The following is a 23,091-nucleotide window of genomic DNA, read 5'->3' as shown; positions in this document are numbered from 1 at the left end:
TTACAAATGGTCAGAAATAATATTTACTATTTAGATTTAGCATATAGTATTTAAGTTAGTTTTTTATAAGTGAAATATGTAATGCATATTACTATGGTTTAGCTAAAGTTCGAATGAGTTCCTACATGTTCTTTTCAAGATCATATATTTCGGTTAAGGGGATATCCATCTGATCTTTAAATATTTGGATAATGATTCGGAATTATAACATTTGAATCATAGAACTTTTTACCCGTTGAAATCTTATACATAAATTCTAAATATATTCTTGTAAATAAATAAATTGATCCTTAAATTGAAATCTGAATTTCACCCTTACTGGAATCTAATAATTAACCAGTAGTACCCTACTTGCTACATAGTATCATACTATGAAACCAACCACAGTTGCAAGTCTTGAGGATGAAATTAAAATCGACAAACAGGTCAGGTATTTATCCATTCTAACCAAAGCGCTATTTCTAATCGCCATAAGTCTTCTCGTATTTCTAATCACTTCCAGTACCTGTTCAGATTCTGATAAGACTTTCCAAGAAGAGAACTTTAAGAAAAAACAGGTAAGCAATACTTCGCCTTTGAATCCGCCTGTACCTTATTAGTAAAGTTTCTTCGGCTTTAGAAGTGTCTGCTCATGCTTTTAGGGTTTGAGATTCGTATTTTTATGTAAAAAACAATATGAATTTAACTCCCAAAGTACTCATCTTCGATGTGAACGAAACTCTTCTTGATCTGGCTCCATTAAAGGACAGAATCAATAAAACCCTGGGTAATGAATATGCAGCTGATATCTGGTTTGCAGAACTATTACAGTATTCCCTGGTAGAAACGGTAAGTGATTCCTATCACAACTTTAGCCAAATAGCCCAGGAGGTATTGAGGATGAACGCTCTAAAATATGATATAGAACTTTCCGAAGAAGAATTGCAAGAAACTTTGAAACCCATTACCGGTTTTAAAGCGTATCCAGATGTGATACCAGGTTTAAAGGACTTAAAAAGTTCAGGGTTCAAACTGATAGCTTACAGCAATGGTAAGCCAGATGTACTTCAAAAACAATTGGAGTTTGCTGAAATTGATCATTTCTTCGATCATATTGAAAGTGTTGAGAACGTGAAGAAATATAAACCTCATCTTGATAGCTACAAATACATTGTAGAAGCTTCCGAAGTAACTAATAGCGATTGTATGATGGTTGCAGCTCATGGATGGGATATAACCGGAGCAGGAAGGGCTGGATTGCAAACAGCTTTCGTACGCAGGCCTGGGAAATTCCCATTTAGACTGGCGAAAGATTCTGATCTAATGGTAGAATCTATAGAACAACTGGCAAAAGCTTTATAATAAAAAAGCCACACTGTGAGGTGTGGCTTAAATTTGTAGTATCGAGAACTAGAAGTCAAAGTTCACGGTGAAGTTCAAACGACCACCTTCGTCCCCAACATAGTAGCCTATATTTCCGGTAAAGGCTTTGAAAGCGTTGATAAAGATCGATCCACCCACGTTAGAATGCCATTCATTACTATCATCTTCATCAACCCAAACTCTACCGTAGTCATAACCAATGCTTGCTCCCATACGAATCGGGATAAAATTAGTTCTGAATTGTGCGATTCCACTTCGAATATCAATATTCTGATAGAATGCATACTTACCATTAAAACGTTCATTACGGTATCCTCTTAGCGTATTTCTATTTCCACCGCCAAGTGTCGCCGCATGATAGAATTCGTACTCATCTCCCAGGATTGCTTCACCACCTATTTTAGTCGCAATAGCCGCGAAACCACTTTCGTGTAATGGGTAATTTAAAGATAGCATTGGTCTCACGTAAGCGAATTTGTTATCAAACTCATCAATATTACTTTTATAACCCGCGGTTAGATCCACTTCAATCCCTCGCGATGGAAATGCTGCTCTATCCTTATTATAATAATTGTAATTCACCTCTGCACCAGCATAAAGTTGTTCTTCGAAAACATCATTATCCTGATCAAAAGTTTCGGCTACAATCCTATTTGCATCGTAAGAAACCTGCTTGGATTCGATCATAGGTTTAATACTGAAGAATACATTATTGTTCTTTCTATAAATAAGTGAAGGTGCAAGTCTCCACTGCTCAATTTTCACCCTGTTGAAATCTCTTGAAACATCGTCGTCATCGTACTCTGTGTCGTTACCTGTTCCAAAGTAATTGATCACGAAATTCGGACTCGAATAATAGGCATCTACTCCTAAATTCCATTTGTAGAACACGTTTGCGAACTCGCCATAGTAACCAACATCAAATCCCTGGGTTGCAAAATAGTAGTTTGCAGAAAGATTATGCTGAGAAGTAAAGGGATTCCGAACCAGACCATAGGTCGTAAAGGTATTTTTAACCCCTAAACTAAATCCCTGATCTGAATTAAAGTCGGCACTAGGGAAAAAGGTGAATTGGTTACTTTTTCTCTTTTTAGGATCGTAGTTGTTGATATCATAAGAATCTACAAGCATTTTATTGGCGCCGGAAGGATTTATGGTGTTATCCTTACTCTTGTAATCGTAAAGTTTCGCCTTTTTTGTATTCTGAAAGTCGTAGATATCATTCTCTTCGCCACCTATAACTTTTAGTTTTACTAGAGAAGAACCTTCACCTACGATCTTAAATTCATCATCACCATCAAGTCCATAGATCCAAACTTCTTTGGTTTCGTCACTGTCGTAAGTTTTTTGAGCAACTACTTTCCCATCTTCATTGGTTAGCTCTATTTGCGTAATTCCGTCAGGTTTACGAGTAATAAGGAATGCATCATCATCTTCGGTTCCAAGGAAGATATCGAATTTCACCAGGTAGTCGTAGTATTCACGTGCGATTTCCATCATGTTCCCTCTTCTTACCTCAAGAGTGCTTTTGATGTCCATTACGTATTCATCATCTGCTATATCTGCAGGTAAAACATCGAAAGCTTCCTGAATAACTTCATCTGTAAGTGTATTCTGAAGATATTCAGCCTGTTCCTTCCAGGTATTCCAGTTATTTTCTCTAATTACTGCTTTATCTAATGGATATCCAGCATGATTAAACCATTTTGGTCTTTTCACAGTTTCTGTAAAAGGTTCCATCGCTCTAATTTGGGGAAAACCTACGCGAAGTAAAGACAGTATAAAACCGTCTGTTTTCGAAAATACCTGGTCACGGTCCTTTGCGATAGGCACATATCTTTTCTTGCCTTCTTCGTCCTCGAATTCTGCCCATTCGTATTGTCCTTCATGTCTATCCCAGTCACCCAGGAACATATCGAGAAGCCTTGCTCTAATGTAGATCTCTTCGTCTACATAAGCCTCTTTTGATTCCTGCATTTCAAGAAGTAGATCTGAGGAGTTTAGAATATCTTCAGCTCCATCAAATATTGGAAGATCTTTATTTTCTCCTCCAATATGTGCTTCGAACATATATAGTTCGTCACCATATTCCTCATTATAAACTCCTAGTGCTTCCTGCTTCGGAACATAGTAAAGTTCAGAATTCGGATGGAAGATATTTAGTTCGTCCATGAATTTTCCTGCCGGGAATGTACCGTAAGGAAAAGCTGTAGTGTAAAAATCCTGTACATATCGCTCAGCTACCGTGTTTTCTAAATAATCTTCAACGTAATGATTTGTGATCACGGTAGTTTGTAAAAACTGAAGCGCACTTTTCTTCAAAGCTCTCATGGTATATTCATGACCATCGTCATCTATAAATCCAAGCGATCTTGATTGATGTCCACCTCCGGCACCCAGTACTTTCATATTACCGGGAATAGTGTCTAAATAAAGAACAGGGAATTCAAATTTTTTGCTGTAAAGAGATCTGTAGTGTTCTCCCCAAAGTGCTTTGTAAAGTCCGTCTTTATCAGTTTCCTCTGCTGTGTAAACGGAGGTAGTAGTAGTTTTACCTAACTTGGTGTCTGGCCATTCTACTTCGTCTAATGTTGGTCGTTCTCTGGCTATTTCGTAGCTATAGATCTGCTTATCACCTTCTGGGGATACCGAGAAATATTCTACGTTTGAAGATCCATTCTTGTAGATATTGACCCTGGCATAACCAAGTTCATAACTCACAAAATCACCTTCTTCCTTATCTGGTCTTGCCTTCGCAATTTCTTTAGTGACACCAGTAATGATTTGTTCGATCCCATCATCCTGTACGAATTGAAGGTTTTTATCTTTTCCAGATAAGAAAATCACATCATTATATTGTCTGGCAAGTGCTTCAAGGCTACCCATCAACTCTTTTAATTGCGGGTTACGACTCGTTTGAGTCCCATGGCCCAACATCTTCTCTAGAAATCCGATTTTGGTTTGTGTCATCACAGGATGATGAACCGCAACAAGAACTGTTTTTCTCTGGCTATCTTCTAACTCATCATTAAATTCATCCAGAAATTGAAGCCTTGTTTTGATTTCACATTTATTGTTGATATATGGGTGATCATCCCAGTTTTCAATATACCATTGAGAATCTATCATTATAAGCTGCACGTCATCACTAAGGCTTTCACTCTCAATAGGGCAACCATCATTTGGCCAGAAATCAGATTCTAGAGTATCCTGTAAAAATGATTCCAGGTCATCTATATTATCTGGGGCGTCTTCCTGCCATTCATTGTATCCAGGAGTGTAAATTATTTTCCCGTTGAAATCTTTAATCTCATCCAGTAGATTTTTCTTTAGATCTTCTTCAACCTTAGAACGTCCATTATCTTTATCTGGAAATCCGCCTTCTGGTACAATATTACCAACCATTATCAGGCTGTTAGATTCATTCGCCTGGGAAGATTTTACGATTTTATCGAGTATCTGCTTATTATCTTCGTTAGAACGAAGTCCCGTATTGGAAGTGACATAAACTGAATGCACGACTTCTTTAGAATTCGTTTGAGAATATCCGGTTAGATTTCCCAGAAATGCTAATAGCATTCCAAGAAATAAAGTTTTGCTGCCGACTTGTGTTTGTAGGGTTAGTTTAGTAATTATGCTCATTGAAGGTAGGAGTTTGATTGAATTCAGTATAGTAGTAGTATTCTGCTAATAACCTTCAAAAAAATTCAATTAATTTAGGATGTCATAGCTCTTTATAATACTTTAACAACCACTCCTAAAATTTTTACTAATTAAGGTACATCTGCAATTGTCCAGGCTTCAGTTTAAATTTAATGTCTTTGAGATCCAGCATTCAATAATGCTATTCCTGCTTATTGTTAGCGGACTGGCCTTCGGTAATCTGTCAGCATATGGACAGGAACTCCCGCCGGTTACCAATTTTAGCCCTAATGATTATTCCGCAGGAAATCAGAACTGGATGATTTCACAGGCTGATAACAAGAATCTGTATTTTGCAAATAGCACGGGTCTGCTTGAATATAATGGCGAGCGCTGGAGATTGTACCCGGTTCCCAATAAATCTATAGTTCGATCTGTAAAAGTCGTAGAAGGCAAGATTTTCACAGGAGCTTATATGGAAGCTGGATACTGGACTCCAACAGATAACGGAGAGCTGGTTTTTGAAAGTCTAATTTCAAAATTCCCTAATCTTAGTGATGGTGAACAATTCTGGGACGTTGAATATATAGATGGACAGGTTGTTTTTAGAAGTTTCGCGGGCATTTACCTCTACGATCTTGAACGAAATGAGATTGCGAAAATGGCTAACCCAGGCGGGAAACCCGTTTCCAATATGTTCAATTTTGAAGATGAGCTTTATTTTCAGCTTGCTGGTGATGGATTGTATAAATTTGAAAAAGGTCAGCCTAGACAAATCATAACCGGAGAGCAATTAGGAGATATTGCGATCATGCATTTATACGATCTGGCTGATGATGGTCTGTCTATTATTACCGGTAATTCTGAATTTTATAAAATTCGCGCGGGTGAGCTTGAGCAGTTTAATATACAGCTTAGTGAAAGCATTGGAAAGCCAAATGCGCTCGACGCACTGGATCTTGACAATGGTAATCTAGTCCTTGGAACTGTAGGAAGTGGTGTGCTCGAAATCGATCGGGATGGTAAGATCATTGGTAGATTTGATCAGAATAATATTCTGCAAAATAATACAACCCTGGATCTGCACCTTGATCAGTCTGGGAATGTATGGGCAGGGCTTGATCATGGAATTAGTGTGATTGATCTGGGATCTAGCTTCAGATCCTTTCAGGATAACCGGGGAAAAGTTGGCTCTGTCTACGATTCCTATGAAAGGAACAATTTGTTATACCTGGGCACAAACCAGGGATTGTATGTTAAATTGGATGGTTCCGAAGAATTTCAGCTGATTCCGGGAACGAATGGACAGGTCTGGTTTCTAAACGAAATTGAAGGGAACCTGTTTTGTGGGCATAATAGTGGGACTTTCCTGGTGGAAGGAGCCACTGCAACAAAGATCAGTGAACGTCTTGGTACCTGGATCGTTAAGAAATATAAACAGGATCTCTACATACAGGGACATTATAATGGAATCAGTTTTCTACGGAAGCAGGATTCAGGGTTTGAAGATCTGCCCATGCTGAATAATTTTCCACATTCCTCCAAAAGTATTGTGGTTGCTAAGGATCTCAGTATCTGGATAGGTAACGAGCATAAGGGAGTTTTTAATCTTCAGATTAACGATTCTCTGAGCGCTGCTTCCAAAACCACGAACTACAAATTTGACGAGGAATCTGGAATAACTTCCGGAGTATTTCAGTTTAATGATAGTCTGTATTATAGTAGCCTAACCAATATCTACAAATTTGATCAGGTTGAAAATCGATTCGATCCGGACAATTCTTTAAACCTTCTGGTAAGCGATGTGGAAAGAGTTTCCGGTAGAATGATCGTCGAGGAAGATGATGTTCTTTGGGGTTTTTCCGAAGAAGGAATTTTTTCTATAGAACCTGAAGGAATTGGCAAGGATTATCAACTTGACTATATTTTTATTGACCAGGACTATAGGAATATCGCGGTAGGATATGAGAATATTACCAAATTAAATAATGACAGGTATTTACTTGGAGTTGCCAATGGTTATGTAAGTTTTGATGATTCAGCTGCAGACTCAAATTTTGCAGATTTCGAGATAAGCATTGATCGAATTACCGCAAGCTCTATAGATTCACTCGGAGTTTCTTTAAATTCTTCGGAAGAGATAGAGCTTCCATTCCAGCGTAATAACCTGAAATTTCAGTTTAGCGCGCCGGTCTTTAAGAAATATACCAATACCAAATACAGTTACCGTCTCGTTGGTCTATCTTCAAACTGGAGTACATGGAGGGAAGAACATGAAGTGTCTTACGAAAATCTGAATTTCGGGGATTATATTTTTGAGGTTAAAGCCCGGGTTGGTAATTCTGAAACTGAACCTGCAAGCCTATCTTTTACTGTTGAAAGACCTTTTTATTTAAGTACTCTCGCTGTCATTTTATATGTGCTGATCTTTCTTCTCATCCTTTATGCGGTTCATTTAATGAACAGAAGACATCACCGCAAATATCTGGCAGAGAACGAACGCGCGCTTAAACTGAAGAACCTGGAGGCCGAAAAGGAGATCATTAAGTTGCAAAATGAGAAACTGGAACAGGAGATGACAGGTAAAAACCGGGAACTGGCGGTAACGACCATGAGCCTAATCAAGAAGAATGAGTTTCTAACCAAGATCAAGGATCAACTGAAGGAGTACGAAAAAACCGGAAAGGTTCAATCGGTGATACAAACTATCGATAAGGATATTAGTGAAGAAGACAACTGGAAATTCTTCAAGAAAGCTTTTAGCAATGCCGATAAAGACTTCTTCAAAAAGATCAAATCTCAACATCCTGAGCTCACTTCTAATGATCTCAAACTATGTGCATATTTAAGACTGAATCTTAGCTCTAAAGAAATTGCCCCTCTGCTAAATATTTCGGTAAAAAGTGTAGAAATTAAACGATATCGTTTGCGTAAAAAGATGAATCTTGATCGCGAAACGAATTTAACCGAGTACATTCTCTCTCTATAACCTTTACAACTGTAGAAAATAACTCTACATCACCTCTACATTCTGCTAAATTACTAAAGTTTAACACTTTGGCGAGGGCTCTTGAATATGGCATCCAATGCCTATCCTTATTGCGAATTCCTTAATTCAAGCCGCTAAAAATTGATAGATCTGTAATTGTAGATATTTTGTAAAGGTTGAAAATCCTCTCTACACACTTCATGTTAATATATTGTAAAAGCAAATTTAATTTTAAAACACATGAGGAAATTTACCTGTCTTTTGATTGTATTTCTAAGCGGGTTTTTCGGTGCTTACGCGCAATCGTTTTCGGTTAGCGGAACCATCACCGATGAGAACAAAATGCCTTTACTGGGAGTAAATGTTATCGTAAAAAATGAGTCAAGAGGTACTACTACAGATTTTGACGGAAATTATACGGTGCAGAATATCTCCTCTGGAGATGTACTTCAGTTCAGTTATTTAGGTTTTCAGACCCAGGAAATTACAGTGAATGATCAACAAACGATCAATGTAACGCTTCAAACAGATTCAGAAGCATTAAATGAAGTAGTAGTGATTGGGTATGGTACTCAGTCAAGAAAGGAAATAACCGGTGCTGTAAGCGTAGTAGGTTCAGAAACCATAGAGGATTTGAACCCGGCACGTGTGGAACAAGCCTTACAGGGTAGAGTAGCAGGGGTGAACATCACCTCTACTTCAGGTTCTCCAGGAAGCGCATCCACTATTAACATTAGGGGTATAAGTACCAATGGTGATAACCGTCCTCTTATCCTTGTAGATGGTAACGTGATCGAAGATCTTAGTGTTATTAACCCTAACGATATTGAAAGCATTAATGTATTGAAAGATGCAACTGCTGGTATATACGGGGTTAGAGCTGCAAACGGGGTAATTCTTATTACTACTAAAACGGGTTCTTATAATGCAGATCTTCAGGTAGAGTTTGATGCTTATACAGGTGTTCAACAGACTACACGAAGATTACCTGCTTTGAATGCAACCGAATATGCGGTGATAGTTAACGAAGCTTACGCAGCAGATGGTCAGAATCCTCCTTATCCAAATTATAGAAACCTTGGAGAAGGAACAGATTATCAGGATGAGGTGTTCACAACAGCACCAATGTCTGATATGAACCTGAATATTTCTGGTGGTGGAGATCGATCAAAGTATTCCTTCGGAGCTTCCTATTTCAACCAGGATGGTATTGTGGGTGGAAGTAAATCCAATTACGATCGTTTTACAGGACGTGTAAACTATAATCTGGAAATTATAGATAACCTGAAACTTAACTTATCAGGGATTTATACCAATAGTAACCGTAAGACTTTAGCTGAAAATGCCCTTGGGTCTGTACTTTTTAATGCGGTGAACATGAATCCAAATATCCCTGTACGTGATGCAGATGGAAATTTCTCTCTTGCTGAAGGTCTCGGAAATGAAGTGATCAATCCACTCGCCCAGATCAATGATTCTTTCAATGATACACGAGTAGATAAAATTAGTGGTGTTGGTGGACTGGAATATACTATCTGGGATAAGCTAACTGCGAAAACTCAATTCCAGTTCAATTATTCAGAAGTTGATGGGAGATATTTCTCTCCAGAGGTTTTCTACGGGTCTGGAAAGGTTTTCAACGTAGACCGTAACAATGTTACCGAGAACTTTGAGATCTACAGAGATTATACCTGGGATAACTTCTTAACCTATAATGACAGCTTTGGTGATCATAATCTTAAGTGGTTATTGGGTATGTCTGTTTTTAAAACTACCGGAGATCTTGCTTCTTTAACAGGATTTGAACTTCCATCTAATGAATATGGCTCAGCTAGAGTTTCAAATGCTGCGGAAGTTGTAGATAACTATCAGAATGGTGGAGATACTTTCGATACTCGATTATTGTCGTACTTCACACGTGTTCAATATGACTATGAGGGAAAATATCTATTTTCTGGTTTAATAAGACGTGATGGTTCGACTGCTTTTGGTCCTGAAAACAAATTTGGATGGTTCCCTTCTGCTTCTGTAGGTTGGGTAATTTCAGACGAAGATTTTATAAATGACAACGGCGCTTTAAACTTCTTAAAGTTAAGAGGTAGTTACGGGATCATTGGAAACGATAGAATTGATGCTTTTAGATATGTCTCTTTACTAAATGGTGAAGGTGCGTATGTATTTGATGATGAGATTATCTTCGGAAAAGCAAGTGGAGCTTTAGGAAACCCTGAAATTAAATGGGAAAAACAGAAGACACTTGATATTGGACTTGATGCCAGGTTCTTTAATTCCAGTGTTGATGTTACTATCGACTACTTTAAAAAGAAAACCGAAGATCTTCTTGTAATTCCGCAGGTATCAGGAATTTTAGGAGTTGCTGCTCCTGGATCTTCTGCACCCTTTGTAAATGGTGGTGGAGTTGAAAACGAAGGACTTGAATTCTCTGTTGGATACAATCAGGTTGTAAATGATAATTTCAAGTTCAATGTGAATTATAACCTTACAGCTCTTAGAAATGAAGTGCTTTACGTAAACAGTGAAAGCGGATTCATTCCCGGAGGTGTTTTTGGAATAGGACAGGAACCACCATCCAGAATGGAGCCAGGAAAACCAATTGGGTATTTCTACGGACTAGAAACCAATGGAATTTTCCAGACGCAAGCTGAAGTTGATGCTGCTGCAACGCAGGCAAACGCTGCACCAGGAGATATTCGTTTTGTAGATCAAAACGGTGATGGAGTTATTGATAGTGATGATAGAACAGATATTGGAGATCCAATTCCAGACCTTACCATGGGTGCAAATATTGGGTTCACCTTCAAGAACTGGGATTTTAACGCATATGCTTTTGCTTCCCTCGGAAATGAGATCGTAAGAAACTTTGAAAGAAATCAGCCAAATACGAATAGAACTAATGCTTTCTTAGGTAGATGGACTGGACCAGGAACGACAGATAGCTTCCCAAGAGTGACCGTTGGTGCTACCAGCAACAACCAGTTTTCAGATTTCTTCGTAGAAGATGGGTCTTACCTGAGATTACAGAACGTACAGGTTGGATATACACTGGATTCAGATCTTATCGCAAATACTGGTGTAGAAAAATTTAGAGTATACGCTTCAGTAAATAATGCGTTTACGCTTACGGAATACAGCGGGTATGATCCTTCAGCTTCTAATGGAGCTCCAATTGGTGGTGGAATAGACCAGGGATTCTATCCAGTACCAAGAATTTATATGTTAGGAATTAATATGAAATTTTAATTAGATGAGAACGAAATTATATACAATCAATTGGATACTCGCCTTTGCTTTTCTGGCGCTATCTGGATGTAGTGATGACTTCGTGGATGTAGACAGCCAGGATGAAAATTCTGAGGATTTCTTTAATACACCCGAAGATTATGACCTTGCATTGGTTGGAGCTTATGACCTGCTTCAATCTACTTACCTTAATGTGATGCTGGGCGAGATCGCTTCAGATAATACCCTTGCGGGTGGTGAGAGTGCGAACGATACTCCTGGAATTCAGGAAATTGACAATATGGAGCATACTCCTGTAAATCAACAATTAAGAGATATCTGGAGCTGGATGTTCGCCGGTGTAAATCGTGCAAACTATGTACTGGAATTTCAGGATGCTTTAGATTTTGAAGGTAAAACTGAAATCATTGCTCAGGCAAGATTTTTAAGAGCTTATTATTATTTCGAACTTGTAAAATGGTTTGGAGATGTGCCGTTAGCGGTAGATAACAGAATCCAGTTTGGAGAACAATTCGATATTCCTAGAACTCCAAGAGCTGAAGTTTATGCTCAGATCGAGCAGGATCTAATGTTCGCTGCGGCAAACCTTCCGGCTGTACAAAGCGTAAAAGGTCGTGTAACTTCAGGAGCAGCTCAGGCTTTGCTTGGTAAAGCCTATTTATTTCAGAATAAATTTGCTGAAGCAGCTACTGCTTTCGAACCTGTTATTAGTGGACCATACTCGTTAGTGCAGGATTATAACTTCATATTTGAGCCAGAAGGTGAAAACAATGCGGAGTCAATTTTTGAAGTTCAGTATTCAGATGAAGAAGGTGCCGGTTTTGGATGTCTTCAATGTTCAGAAGGAAATGTGGCTGTTGGATTTAATGGTGTAAGAAACATTTCTTATCCAAACCCAGATAATGCTGTATTTGATTCTGGATTTAGTTTCAATGTTCCCGTACAAGAAGTAGTTGACGAGTTTTCAGACGATGATATTCGTAAAGACGTAGCTATTCTTGATATCGAGGCACATGCTGCTGCAACTGGAGCAAGCTATGCTATAGGATATGAGCATACTGGATATTATAATAGAAAATATATCGCAAGAGCTGGTGATTTAAATACTGGTGATCAAAACCTTACAAACCCAAATAACTACCGCGCAATTCGTTTCGCAGATGTACTACTAATGGCTTCGGAAGCTAATTTTAAATCTGGAAATGAAGATCGTGCAAGAACTTATTTGAACAGAGTAAGAGATAGAGCCGGACTGGAAGATGTATCCTTTTCTGGAAATAATCTGCTAAATCAGATTTATGAAGATCGCAGACTGGAACTTGTAGGAGAAGGACATCGTTTCTTCGACCTGGTAAGAACAGGAAGAGCAGCAGATGAAATCGACGGTTTCGTTACAGGAAAACACGAATTATTCCCTATCCCAGCTATCGAAATTGAGCTTGCAGGAAACAATTGGGAGCAAAATCCAGGATACTAAAAACTACCATTAAAAAGAATAAAAATGAAAATATTCAGAATTTTAGCAATGCTTACCATCTCGCTTCTGCTTTTTACAGGATGTGAAGATGATGAAATTACGAACTACGCGTTCCAGGAAATCTCTGCTCCAACAGATGTAACAGCAGATTTTGATATTACCCAGGATGATACCGGTACGGTAACTATTACACCAAGCGGTGTAGGCGCTCAGACTTTTCAAATTGATCTTGGAAATGGTGATACTGCCGAAATTGCTAATGGTGAGTCGGTTACCACTGTTTATGATGAAGGAGAATATATGGTAGAAATTGTAGCAGTTGGCTCTACGGGGCTAACCAGCGAATACAATCAAATGCTAAACATCTCTTTTAAAGCTCCTGAGAACCTGGTGATCAATGTAGATCAACCGGACACTGATCCAAAAACGATCACAGTTTCTGCTACTGCAGATAATGCGACTGTTTTCGATGTGTATTTTGGAGACATGGAGGATGAGGAACCTACTCAACTTATGCCTGGAGAATCTATCGAACATACTTACGAACCAGGGGTGTATGAATTAACTGTTATTGCGCGTGGAGCTGGTGCTGCTACATTGGAAGAAGATGAGATTATCATTGTTCCAGAAGCAACAGATCCTCTAAAACTTCCTGTTACATTTGATATGGGAACAGTAAATTATGCTGCAGGAACATTCAATGGTACTAGTTATGAAGTTGTGGTCAATCCTGATCTTTCAGGTGCCAATACTTCAGAAACTAATGTTGCTGCCGTAACAAATTCTGGGGCACAGTTTGAGGGTATTGCCTATACTCTTGGTGAACCGGTAGATTTTAGTACAGAGTCTAAAACTATTACCATGAAGTTTTGGTCTGATGTTGCTTTACCAGTGCTTTTAAAGTTTGAAGATGGTGTTAATGGCGAAAGACAAACTGAAGTTTCTGCAGATCACGGTGGTACAGGTTGGGAAGTATTGAGTTTCGATTTTGCATCAGATGCGATTAAAAGCTTTATTGATGGATCTCAGGGTGTTGGTGAGTCATTCGTGCCTACAGGACAGTACTCTGGAATGGTTATTTTCATTGATGGTCCTGGCACTACTGCTGGTACTTTTTACGTAGATGATATCAAAAAAGGAGAAGAGGCGCAAAAAGATCCTACTGTAGCATCTGCTACACCAATAGCAGCTCAGGAAAATGTATTCTCAATTTTCAGCGATGTTTATGCTAATCCTGCAAATATTAACTATTTCCCGAATTGGGGTCAGTCTACCACTTACGAGATGATCTCTTTAGATGGAGATAACGTTATTAAATACGGTAACGCAAATTACCAGGGAATTGATATTGGGGAGAGTGTTGATGCTACAGCATTTGAATTCGTAAATATTGATGTATGGTCTGGAGATTATACTTCAATTCCTTTCTTTCTAATTAGTTCTTCAGGTGAGAATGCGGTTAATCTAGAGGTTATGCCAAACCAGTGGAATACCATACAAATCCCATTATCAGAATTTACTAGTCAGGGATTAGATATTAGCGATGTGTTTCAATTCAAGTTCGACGTACAGCCTGATAATGGAGGAAGCTTCTATATAGATAACCTTTATTTCTCTAATGAAGTAGTTGTTACACCAACAGAACCAGTTTCTGCAGCAGCAACGCCAACAGAACCTGAGGCAAATGTAATTTCACTGTTTAGTGATGCTTATACGAATGTAGCTGTTGATACCTGGAGAACAGATTGGTCTGATGCTGAGTACTCTGAAACTACGGTAGAAGGGAATAATATAAAATTGTATGACCAACTTAATTTTGTAGGAATTGAAACAGTTGCGAATCAGGTAGATGCATCAGCAATGACTCACTTTCATGTAGATTATTGGACCGGAAATGCTACTGCGTTCAGGGTTAAACTTGTTGATTTCGGTCCTGATGCCGCTTTTGATGGTGGGGATGATACTGAACACGAGATAGAATTTACAGTAACTCCAAATACCTGGGTGAAGCTTGATATTCCACTTTCAGATTTTACAGGATTAACTAATACGTCAAACATTGCACAGTACATATTCTCTGCAAACCCTACGGCTGAAGCTACTGTATACATAGATAATGTGTATTTCCACAATTAGAAAAAAGAAAAACTATGAGATATATTAAATTAATAAGCTTCCTGTTTGCAACTCTCTTTATGATGAGTTGCCAGGAAGATGATCTCACCCTGGATACGATCGTAGTTCCTACAGATCTTCAGGTGAGTACAAATATTAGTGACGATGGTTCTGGAATGGTAGAGTTTAATGCTACCGCCAACGATGCGATCACATATGAATATAACTTTAGCGATGGCTCTTCTGCTGTTGCTCCAAGTGGAAACTATACAAAACGTTTCACCAGAACAGGACTGAATACATACCTCGTAACCGTAGTAGCCTACGGTAAAGGTGGTGTTAGTAGCTCCATGTCTCTGGAAGTTGAAGTTGAAAGTGATTTTAATGATCCTGATACTAAACAATTCCTTACTGGAGGAAGTTCTAAAACCTGGTATGTTGCGGCAGTTGAAGCTGGACATCTTGGAGTAGGACCCAATTTTGTAGCAGACGGAGTTGCTAGTGCTTTTCCTGAATTTTATCAGGCAGCACCTTTTGAAAAAGCGGGTGATGAGATCTCTTCATGTTTTTATACAGATGAGCTGACTTTTACTGAAAATGGTGAGAACATCATCTACAATCAGGATAACATGGGTCAAACGTTCTTTAATGTAGACTATGTAACTGAATTTGGTGGTGGCGGTGGCCAGGATGAATGTATCGATTACGATACCTCTGGCGACAAGTCAGTTACTTTAGCTCCGGCAGAAAATGGAGTTCCTGCAGATGCTACAACCGGAACTGAAATCCAGTTAGGTGGTGGTGGCTTTATGAGCTACTATATTGGAGCAAGTAACTATGAGGTCCTAAGCATTACTGAAAATACTATGCATGTAAGAGCAATTCCAGGAAGCAATCCTGATCTTGCATGGTATCTAAAATTCACCACAACTCCTTTTGAACAGCAACAAGCTGGTACAGGTGGAGAAGAAGAAGAGGAAGAAGAAGCATTTGTTTCTCAATTCACTGAAATCTTCTGGAGTGATGAGTTCGATGGGGATGCACTGGATACTACTATCTGGAACTACGAAACTGGAAACGGAACTAATGGCTGGGGTAATGGCGAATTACAATATTATACTGAAGATAATGTGTCTGTAGCAGACGGAAGTCTTGTGATCACGGCTAGGAGAGAAGCTGAGAGCGGATTTGATTTCACTTCTGCAAGAATTACTACTATGGACAAGTTTGAAGTGACTTACGGCCGTGTAGAAGCTCGTGCAAAGATGCCAGAAGGTGGTGGAACATGGCCAGCGATCTGGATGCTTGGAGCCGATTTTGATGTAGTTGGATGGCCTGCTACAGGTGAGATCGACATCATGGAATTTGTAGGTAACAAACCAAATGAAGTTTCTTCGGCATTACATTTTCCTGGAAATTCAGGTGGAAACGCACGTTTTAAAGCAACCGATATTCAAAATGCAGCTACAGAGTGGCATACATATGCCGTAGAATGGACAGCAGATGAAATCACTTTTCTGGTAGATAATGAGGTGAACTTTACATTTACCAATGAATCTTCTCTACCATTCAACAAGGATTTCTTCCTGATCATGAATGTAGCAATGGGAGGCGCACTTGGCGGTAATATCCCTGCAGAATTTAGCGAAGCTTCTATGGAAGTGGATTACATCAGAGTATATAAATAGTTTGTTTAGCTAACAACTCCCGGGATCTTTCAGGTTCCGGGATTTATTTTTTAAGATTATGAGAAAGTTATTCTTAAGTACCCTTTCACTTGTGCTTGGGACCATAGGGCTGCATGCTCAGGAATCAGGTCTCAAAAGTTCAGTAAAGAATGTCGAAGCAAAGGTAGATTCGGTTTTAAACATTATGACCCTGGAAGAGAAAGTAGGCCAGATGATCCAGTACAACGGAAGTTGGGATCTTACAGGACCCGCTTCTGAAACCGGTAATAAGCAGAAAGAAGACAGGCTGAAAAAAGGTCTGGTTGGATCTATGCTGAATGTGCTTTCCGTAGAAGCGACCGAAAAAGCACAAAAGCTGAACATAGAAAATTCACGTATCAAGATTCCGATTATTTTTGGATATGATGTGATCCATGGATACAAAACTATCTTCCCTGTGCCATTGGCAGAAACTGCCAGCTGGGATATGGAAGCTGCAGAGGAGTCGGCTCGAATTGCCGCTTTAGAATCTGTAGCAGAAGGTGTGAACTGGACGTTTTCTCCAATGATCGATGTTTCACGCGATGCTCGCTGGGGACGAATCATGGAAGGTTCCGGGGAAGATCCTTATTTAACCTCTCAGGTTGCAGTTGCCAAAGTAAATGGATACCAGGGAGATGACCTTGCAGATCCTAATACGATTGCAGCAACCGCTAAGCATTTTGCCGGATATGGTTTTGCTGAAGGTGGAAAGGATTATAACACCGTGAATATTGGTAAGAACGAACTTCATAATGTCATTCTGCCACCGTTTAAAGCTGCGGCAGATGCCGGAGCGGCAACTTTTATGAATGCCTTCAACACAATTGACGGTATTCCTGCGACTGGTAGTGAAAGCCTTCAGCGCGAGTTGTTGAAAACTGAATGGGGCTGGGATGGATTTATAGTCTCAGATTGGGGTTCTATTTCAGAAATGATACCGCATGGATTCGCCCGTGACAAAGTTCATGCTGCAGAAATTGCTGTTAAAGCAGGAAGCGATATGGATATGGAAGGCGGAGCTTACCAGGCCGGACTGGAGCAATTGGTTGCTGAAGGGAAAGTTGATGAAGAGCTTATTAATAACGCAGTTCGCAGAATCCTGAGAGTGAAATTTATGATGGGTCTTTTCGAAGATCCTTATCGTTATATCAATGCTGAAGTAAAAAAGGAAGTGCCTTACGAGCAACATCTTGAAACAGCACGTGATATTGCCAGAAAATCCATTGTTCTTCTGAAGAATGAAAAGGATCTTTTACCAATGTCAGCTTCCGCAGGAAAGATCGTGGTGATTGGTCCGCTTGCTAATGACAAGGACACGCCAATTGGTAACTGGAGAGCGCAGGGTGAAGCGAACTCTGCCGTATCTGTAGTAGAAGGTTTAAAAAATCAATTACCAGACTCTGAAATTGTTTATTCTGAAGGAGTAAAATTGGGGATGGGAGAACGTAGCTTTTTAATGCCGCTTAAGATCAACAAAACCGATACTACAGGAATGGGTGAGGCCGTTAAGAATGCCAGAGACGCTGAAGTGGTGGTTATGGTTCTTGGTGAAGATGCATTTCAATCTGGGGAAGGTAGAAGTCAGGCAAATATTGGTTTCGCCGGACTGCAACTAGAGCTACTGAAAAAAGTTTACGCTGTAAATAAGAATATCGTTCTGGTACTTATAAATGGAAGACCAATGGAATTAAGCTGGTCTGCTGAAAATATTCCTACTATCGTTGAAGCCTGGCAGCTTGGATCCGAAAGTGGAAATGCAATTGCAGATGTACTTCTTGGAAAGTATAATCCTTCCGGGAAATTACCGGTTTCTTTTCCTAGAGCTGTGGGACAGGAGCCATTATATTATAACTATAAAAACACAGGAAGACCATACAGCGAACAGCATGTAACATATTCTCATTATACAGATATCGAAAACGGATCATTATTTCCATTCGGTTATGGGCTTAGTTACACAGCTTTCGATTACGCTAAACCAACTTTGAGCTCAGCTACATTAACTTCAGGTGAAACTGCGACTTTAAGTGTTGCAGTTACAAATTCTGGTGATACCAAAGGAAAAGAAGTTGTGCAATTATATGTACGTGATATGGTAGCTAGCACGAGCAGACCTGTAAAGGAATTGAAAGGTTTTGAGTTGATCGAACTGGAAGCGGGTGAAACTAAAACTGTAGAGTTTGAAATTTCAGAAGAGATGCTTCAGTTTTACACCGCTCAGGAAAAGTGGGAAGCTGAAGAAGGAGAGTTCAGATTGATGGTTGGAACCAATTCAGAAGAGCTACAAACAGTAACCCTTAATTTTCAGAAATAATGAGAGGACCCTACTCCTTTTTAACCCTGTGCCTTGTCCTGTTTTCTACAGCCTGTGCACAGGAAAAAATAATTTTCGTAGAGGACTTCAACGCAGATACTTTAAATATGGAGGTCTGGAATTATGAAGAAGGGGACGGTTGCCCTGATCTTTGTGGTTGGGGGAATAACGAAAAGCAGATCTACAACCGCGATTATGTTGCACTGGAAGATGGTAAACTTGTGATCACTGCGGAAAAGAAAGGTGATACTTACTACTCCGGAAAGATCAATTCCAAGGACAACGTGGAGTTTACTTACGGTGTGATTGAAGTAAAAGCAAAACTTGCTACGGGCAAAGGTCTCTGGCCAGCTATCTGGATGTTGGGTGCAGACATTAGCGAGGTTGGATGGCCTGCCAGTGGCGAGATCGATATTCTGGAATATATAGGTAGAGAGCCGGGAATCGTGTTTACGTCCCTGCATACTCCGGCAAGTCACGGGAACACGATCAATACTAAGAAAACGAAAATTGCAGACATCGAAGAAGGTTATCACATTTACAAAGCAGTATGGACGCCAGATTATATCGAATTTTTTGTAGACGGGAATCAGTTATACCGCTTTACTCCTGAAAACTATAACGAGGAAGAGTATCCATTTAAGAAGGATTTCTATTTTCTAATCAATATGGCCGTTGGAGGAAATCTTGGAGGTGCTGAAATAGATAAGTCGGCATTGCCAGACAAATTCTATGTAGATCATATCAAGGTGACTGAACTGCCTGAAGAATATTAAAGTAAAAAGCCCCGATATCGGGGCTTTTTTAATTCAGATTTCTTTTTTCTATAAAAAAACGCTTCAGCAAAGTGGAAGCTTCTTCTTCCAGAATTCCCGATGTCACTTTAGTCTTGGGATGAAGTTGGACTCCATTCTTTCTATAGCCTCTTGTGCTATCTTCAGCAGCAAAAACAATCTTTGAGATCTGACTCCAGTAAAGAGCACCGGCACACATCTGGCAGGGTTCCAGGGTGATGTACATGGTACAATCCTTAAGATATTTACCGCCCAGAAAGCTTGCTGCAGCTGTGATAGCCTGCATTTCGGCATGAGCAGTTACATCGTTCAGCGTTTCTGTAAGATTATGTCCTCTTGCAATGATCCTGTTGTTGATGACTACAACCACTCCTACGGGAATTTCTCCTTTTTCGTAAGCAGTTTCCGCTTCTTCCAGTGCTTTCCGCATAAAATAAGTGTCATCGTATGGATTGATCATTCCCGGGTTTTCGTGCAATATATCAATTTTGAAAATTCCGTTTTCGTTTCAGGTTTATAATTCAGTTTGCATGATGTAACTTTGTTGCAAATGACCAGAAAATTATTAGATACTATCAACTTTCCGCAGGATCTGCGAAAGCTTCCGGAAGGCGGGCTACAAGATCTGGCCGGGGAACTTAGAGAATTTATCATTGAAATCGTAGCAACCAAGGAAGGTCATCTTGGGGCAAGTCTGGGTGTTGTAGAACTTACCATCGCATTACACTATATTTTTAATACGCCTGAAGATCTGCTGGTGTGGGATGTTGGTCACCAGGCTTATGGTCATAAAATACTGACTGGAAGAAAGAATACTTTTCATACAAACCGACAACTGAATGGTATTAGCGGATTCCCGAAAAGGGATGAAAGTGAGTTCGATACTTTTGGCGTAGGGCATTCATCTACTTCCATCTCAGCAGCACTTGGGATGGCGATCGCTTCCCGGCTTAAAGGCGATCATCAAAAACAACATATCGCCGTCATCGGAGATGCTTCCATCGCTAGCGGAATGGCTTTCGAAGGTTTAAATCATGCCGGAGTAACCAAAGCGAACTTGCTGGTTATTTTAAATGATAACGCAATTGGTATCGATCCCAGTGTGGGGGCCTTAAAAGAATATCTAACCAAAGCAAGAGTTGGACATAAACCTGCCAGCGATAATATCATTGAGGCGCTCAATTTTCAATATTTCGGGCCTGTAGACGGTCATGATCTGCCTGGATTATTGAAGGTTTTACAGGAGATGAAAGAAATTAGCGGACCTAAATTTCTCCACGTTATTACAAAAAAGGGGAAAGGTTTAAAAAAAGCTGAAGAAGACCAGGTAAAATATCATGCTCCTGGTAAATTCGAACCTTCAACTGGCGAATTACTGAAGTATGAAACCGAAGGTCTACCCATAAAATTTCAGGACGTTTTTGGTCTAACTCTAGTAGAACTGGCGGAAAAGAATGACAAAATTATTGGGATCACCCCAGCGATGCCTACAGGTAGTTCGCTCAAATATATGATGGATGCTTTTCCAGACAGGGCTTTTGATGTAGGTATCGCAGAGCAGCATGCTGTGACTTTATCTGCCGGAATGGCCACTCAGGGATTTACTGTTTTCTGTGCTATTTATTCTACTTTCCTTCAGCGTGCATACGATCAGTTAATTCACGATGTTGCCTTGCAAAAACTACCGGTAATATTCTGCCTGGATCGTGCTGGTTTGGTAGGTGAAGATGGAGCTACGCACCATGGTGTTTTTGATATCGCTTATTGCCGACTTATTCCAGATCTTATGATTGCTGCTCCAAGAAATGAAACCGAGCTTAGAAACCTTCTCTACACGGCTCAGCTTGGTTTAGACAAACCATTGGTTATTCGTTATCCTCGTGGAAGAGGTTCTCAGATTGAATGGAAAACTCCCTTTCAAAAGACTATTATTGGTAAAGCTGAATGCCTTCAGCAAGGAACCGACATCGCTATTTTAACGATTGGTAATATGGCTGCAAACGCTTCCGAAGCAATTAAAAATTATGAAGGTTCAGGGAGTATCGCGAATTATGATATGAAATTTGTCAAGCCGCTTGATAAAGATCTGCTAAAAGAGATCTTCGAAAAATTTGATAAAATCATCACTATTGAAGATGGCGTAATTTCCGGAGGTTATGGAAGCGCGATTCTGGAGCTCGCCATGCAACTTAATTATAAAGGTAAAATTGAGATCATGGGTATACCCGATAATTTTATAGAACACGGAAATATCAATGAATTACAAGAAATTGCCGGAATTAACGTTGAAGGAATACGGCAAAAGCTGGAAACTTTGAACTGATTTTATATTTTTGCGATTCTGTAACTCCTACCTGATGAAATTTTACCTATTAAGCCTTCTATTCATATTTACTTCATTCTATAGTTCAGCTGCTCATATTAAACACGTTAGAGTGAATGATACTACAGCAACGGCAGCGAAGGACACCACGGCATCAGACTCTATGTTAATTTACTGGACAGAGAAGAATACCTTCGGAATGAATCTAAGTGAAGTGGCTTTTGTAAACTGGAATGCTGGGGGAAACAACTCAATTTCGGCTTTATTATATGCCGGTTTTGAACGGGATTTTGAAAAAGATTATACCATCTGGAAGAATTCAGCGAGGCTTAGGTATGGAATCAATGCGCAGGAGGGTAGAGAAATTAGAAAGACGGAAGATGAATTAAGATTGAGTTCCTCATTTGGTTTTAGAACCGACAGTACTTCGAACTGGTATTATTCAGGTAAATTTAGTTTCAACACGCAATTCACCAACGGATATAAATATCCTGATACCGAAGTTCCAATTTCGAAATTAATGGCTCCTGGCTATACCTTTCTTGGTGGAGGGACAGAATTTTCGCATCCTGTAGAAGATCTTACTATTTACCTTTCTCCCGTCACTGTAAAATCAACTTTCGTACTAGACCAGAGACTTGCGAATGAAGGGATGTTTGGTGTGGAGCCTGCAGTGACCGATGAACTTGGGAATATTATCAAGGAAGGTGAGATGCTTAGAACAGAATTCGGTTTTCTATTTACCAGTGAATATAACAAGGAAGTTTTTGAAAATATTGATTTGAGTAATCAGCTAAGTCTGTATTCAGATTATCTCAACAACTTCGGAAATGTGGATGTAGACTGGCAACTGGCAGTAAATATGAAGGTGAATGATTTCGTTAAAGCCAATGTTGGAACCCATATTCGTTATGATGATGATGTAAAGTTCAAGGAAGATACCAATGGCGATGGTAAACTTGAAACTTCCGGTGCCAGGATTCAGCTAAAGCAAATGCTTGGTGTTGGGGTGGTTTATGAGTTTTGAGAGAAATTAATAAAAATGGATATTTTAATTTAATTATATGCGTAAATGACAACAAAAATACATTCTCATATATAATAT

General features: G+C 39.5%; 13 protein-coding genes. 11 read left to right on the top strand and 2 right to left on the bottom strand.

Going from position 1 to position 23,091, the window contains the following annotated elements; translation table 11 throughout:
* Positions 1-371: 371 nt before the first annotated feature.
* The gene (locus ABVM50_RS03445) at positions 372-599 is read left to right on the top strand and encodes a hypothetical protein (RefSeq protein WP_405199975.1); all 228 of its coding nucleotides are present in this window, start codon (positions 372-374) and stop codon (positions 597-599) included.
* A 76-nt stretch (positions 600-675) separates the two neighbouring features.
* Positions 676-1,341 carry a haloacid dehalogenase type II gene (locus tag ABVM50_RS03440; RefSeq protein WP_405199974.1) on the top strand — a complete coding sequence of 222 codons (666 nt, stop codon included), beginning with the start codon at positions 676-678 and terminating at the stop codon, positions 1,339-1,341.
* 48 nt (positions 1,342-1,389) lie between these two features.
* Here the strand turns inward: ABVM50_RS03440 and ABVM50_RS03435 are convergent, their stop codons facing one another.
* Complete coding sequence (locus tag ABVM50_RS03435) at positions 1,390-5,004, bottom strand: metallophosphatase (RefSeq protein WP_405199973.1); 3,615 nt, start codon at positions 5,002-5,004, stop codon at positions 1,390-1,392.
* A gap of 199 nt (positions 5,005-5,203) precedes the next feature.
* On the opposite strand from ABVM50_RS03435, the gene ABVM50_RS03430 reads away from it, so the two are divergent.
* From ABVM50_RS03430 to ABVM50_RS03400, 7 genes are all read left to right on the top strand, one after another.
* Complete coding sequence (locus tag ABVM50_RS03430) at positions 5,204-7,993, top strand: triple tyrosine motif-containing protein (RefSeq protein WP_405199972.1); 2,790 nt, start codon at positions 5,204-5,206, stop codon at positions 7,991-7,993.
* Between the two features lie 240 nt (positions 7,994-8,233).
* Positions 8,234-11,254: a SusC/RagA family TonB-linked outer membrane protein gene (locus tag ABVM50_RS03425; RefSeq protein ID WP_405199971.1), complete on the top strand. Its 3,021-nt coding sequence runs from the start codon at positions 8,234-8,236 to the stop codon at positions 11,252-11,254.
* A gap of 4 nt (positions 11,255-11,258) precedes the next feature.
* Positions 11,259-12,731, top strand: a complete 1,473-nt coding sequence (locus tag ABVM50_RS03420) for a RagB/SusD family nutrient uptake outer membrane protein (protein ID WP_405199970.1) — start codon at positions 11,259-11,261, stop codon at positions 12,729-12,731.
* A 24-nt stretch (positions 12,732-12,755) separates the two neighbouring features.
* Positions 12,756-14,867 (top strand): hypothetical protein, encoded by a 2,112-nt coding sequence (locus ABVM50_RS03415; protein ID WP_405199969.1) that lies wholly within the window; start codon positions 12,756-12,758, stop codon positions 14,865-14,867.
* A 14-nt stretch (positions 14,868-14,881) separates the two neighbouring features.
* Entirely contained in the window at positions 14,882-16,534 is a 1,653-nt protein-coding gene (locus tag ABVM50_RS03410) for a family 16 glycosylhydrolase (RefSeq protein ID WP_405199968.1), read from the top strand.
* 58 nt (positions 16,535-16,592) lie between these two features.
* The gene (bglX, locus tag ABVM50_RS03405) at positions 16,593-18,869 is read left to right on the top strand and encodes a beta-glucosidase BglX (RefSeq protein WP_405199967.1); all 2,277 of its coding nucleotides are present in this window, start codon (positions 16,593-16,595) and stop codon (positions 18,867-18,869) included.
* Positions 18,869-19,645, top strand: coding sequence for a family 16 glycosylhydrolase (locus ABVM50_RS03400; RefSeq protein ID WP_405199966.1), 777 nt, complete (start codon positions 18,869-18,871; stop codon positions 19,643-19,645). Before bglX ends, ABVM50_RS03400 begins: the two co-directional genes overlap by 1 nt.
* A 28-nt stretch (positions 19,646-19,673) precedes the next feature.
* Here the strand turns inward: ABVM50_RS03400 and ABVM50_RS03395 are convergent, their stop codons facing one another.
* The gene (locus tag ABVM50_RS03395; RefSeq protein WP_405199965.1) at positions 19,674-20,123 is read right to left on the bottom strand and encodes a nucleoside deaminase; all 450 of its coding nucleotides are present in this window, start codon (positions 20,121-20,123) and stop codon (positions 19,674-19,676) included.
* Positions 20,124-20,213: 90 nt separating this feature from the next.
* Between ABVM50_RS03395 and ABVM50_RS03390 the strand changes: the two genes are divergently transcribed.
* The gene (locus tag ABVM50_RS03390) at positions 20,214-21,986 is read left to right on the top strand and encodes a 1-deoxy-D-xylulose-5-phosphate synthase (protein ID WP_405199964.1); all 1,773 of its coding nucleotides are present in this window, start codon (positions 20,214-20,216) and stop codon (positions 21,984-21,986) included.
* A gap of 34 nt (positions 21,987-22,020) precedes the next feature.
* Entirely contained in the window at positions 22,021-23,013 is a 993-nt protein-coding gene (locus ABVM50_RS03385; RefSeq protein ID WP_405199963.1) for a DUF3078 domain-containing protein, read from the top strand.
* Positions 23,014-23,091 lie beyond the last annotated feature (78 nt).

Source organism: Christiangramia sp. LLG6405-1, from assembly GCF_045055805.1.
GTDB lineage: Bacteria > Bacteroidota > Bacteroidia > Flavobacteriales > Flavobacteriaceae > Christiangramia.
This window is presented reverse-complemented; position numbering and strand designations above follow the sequence as displayed.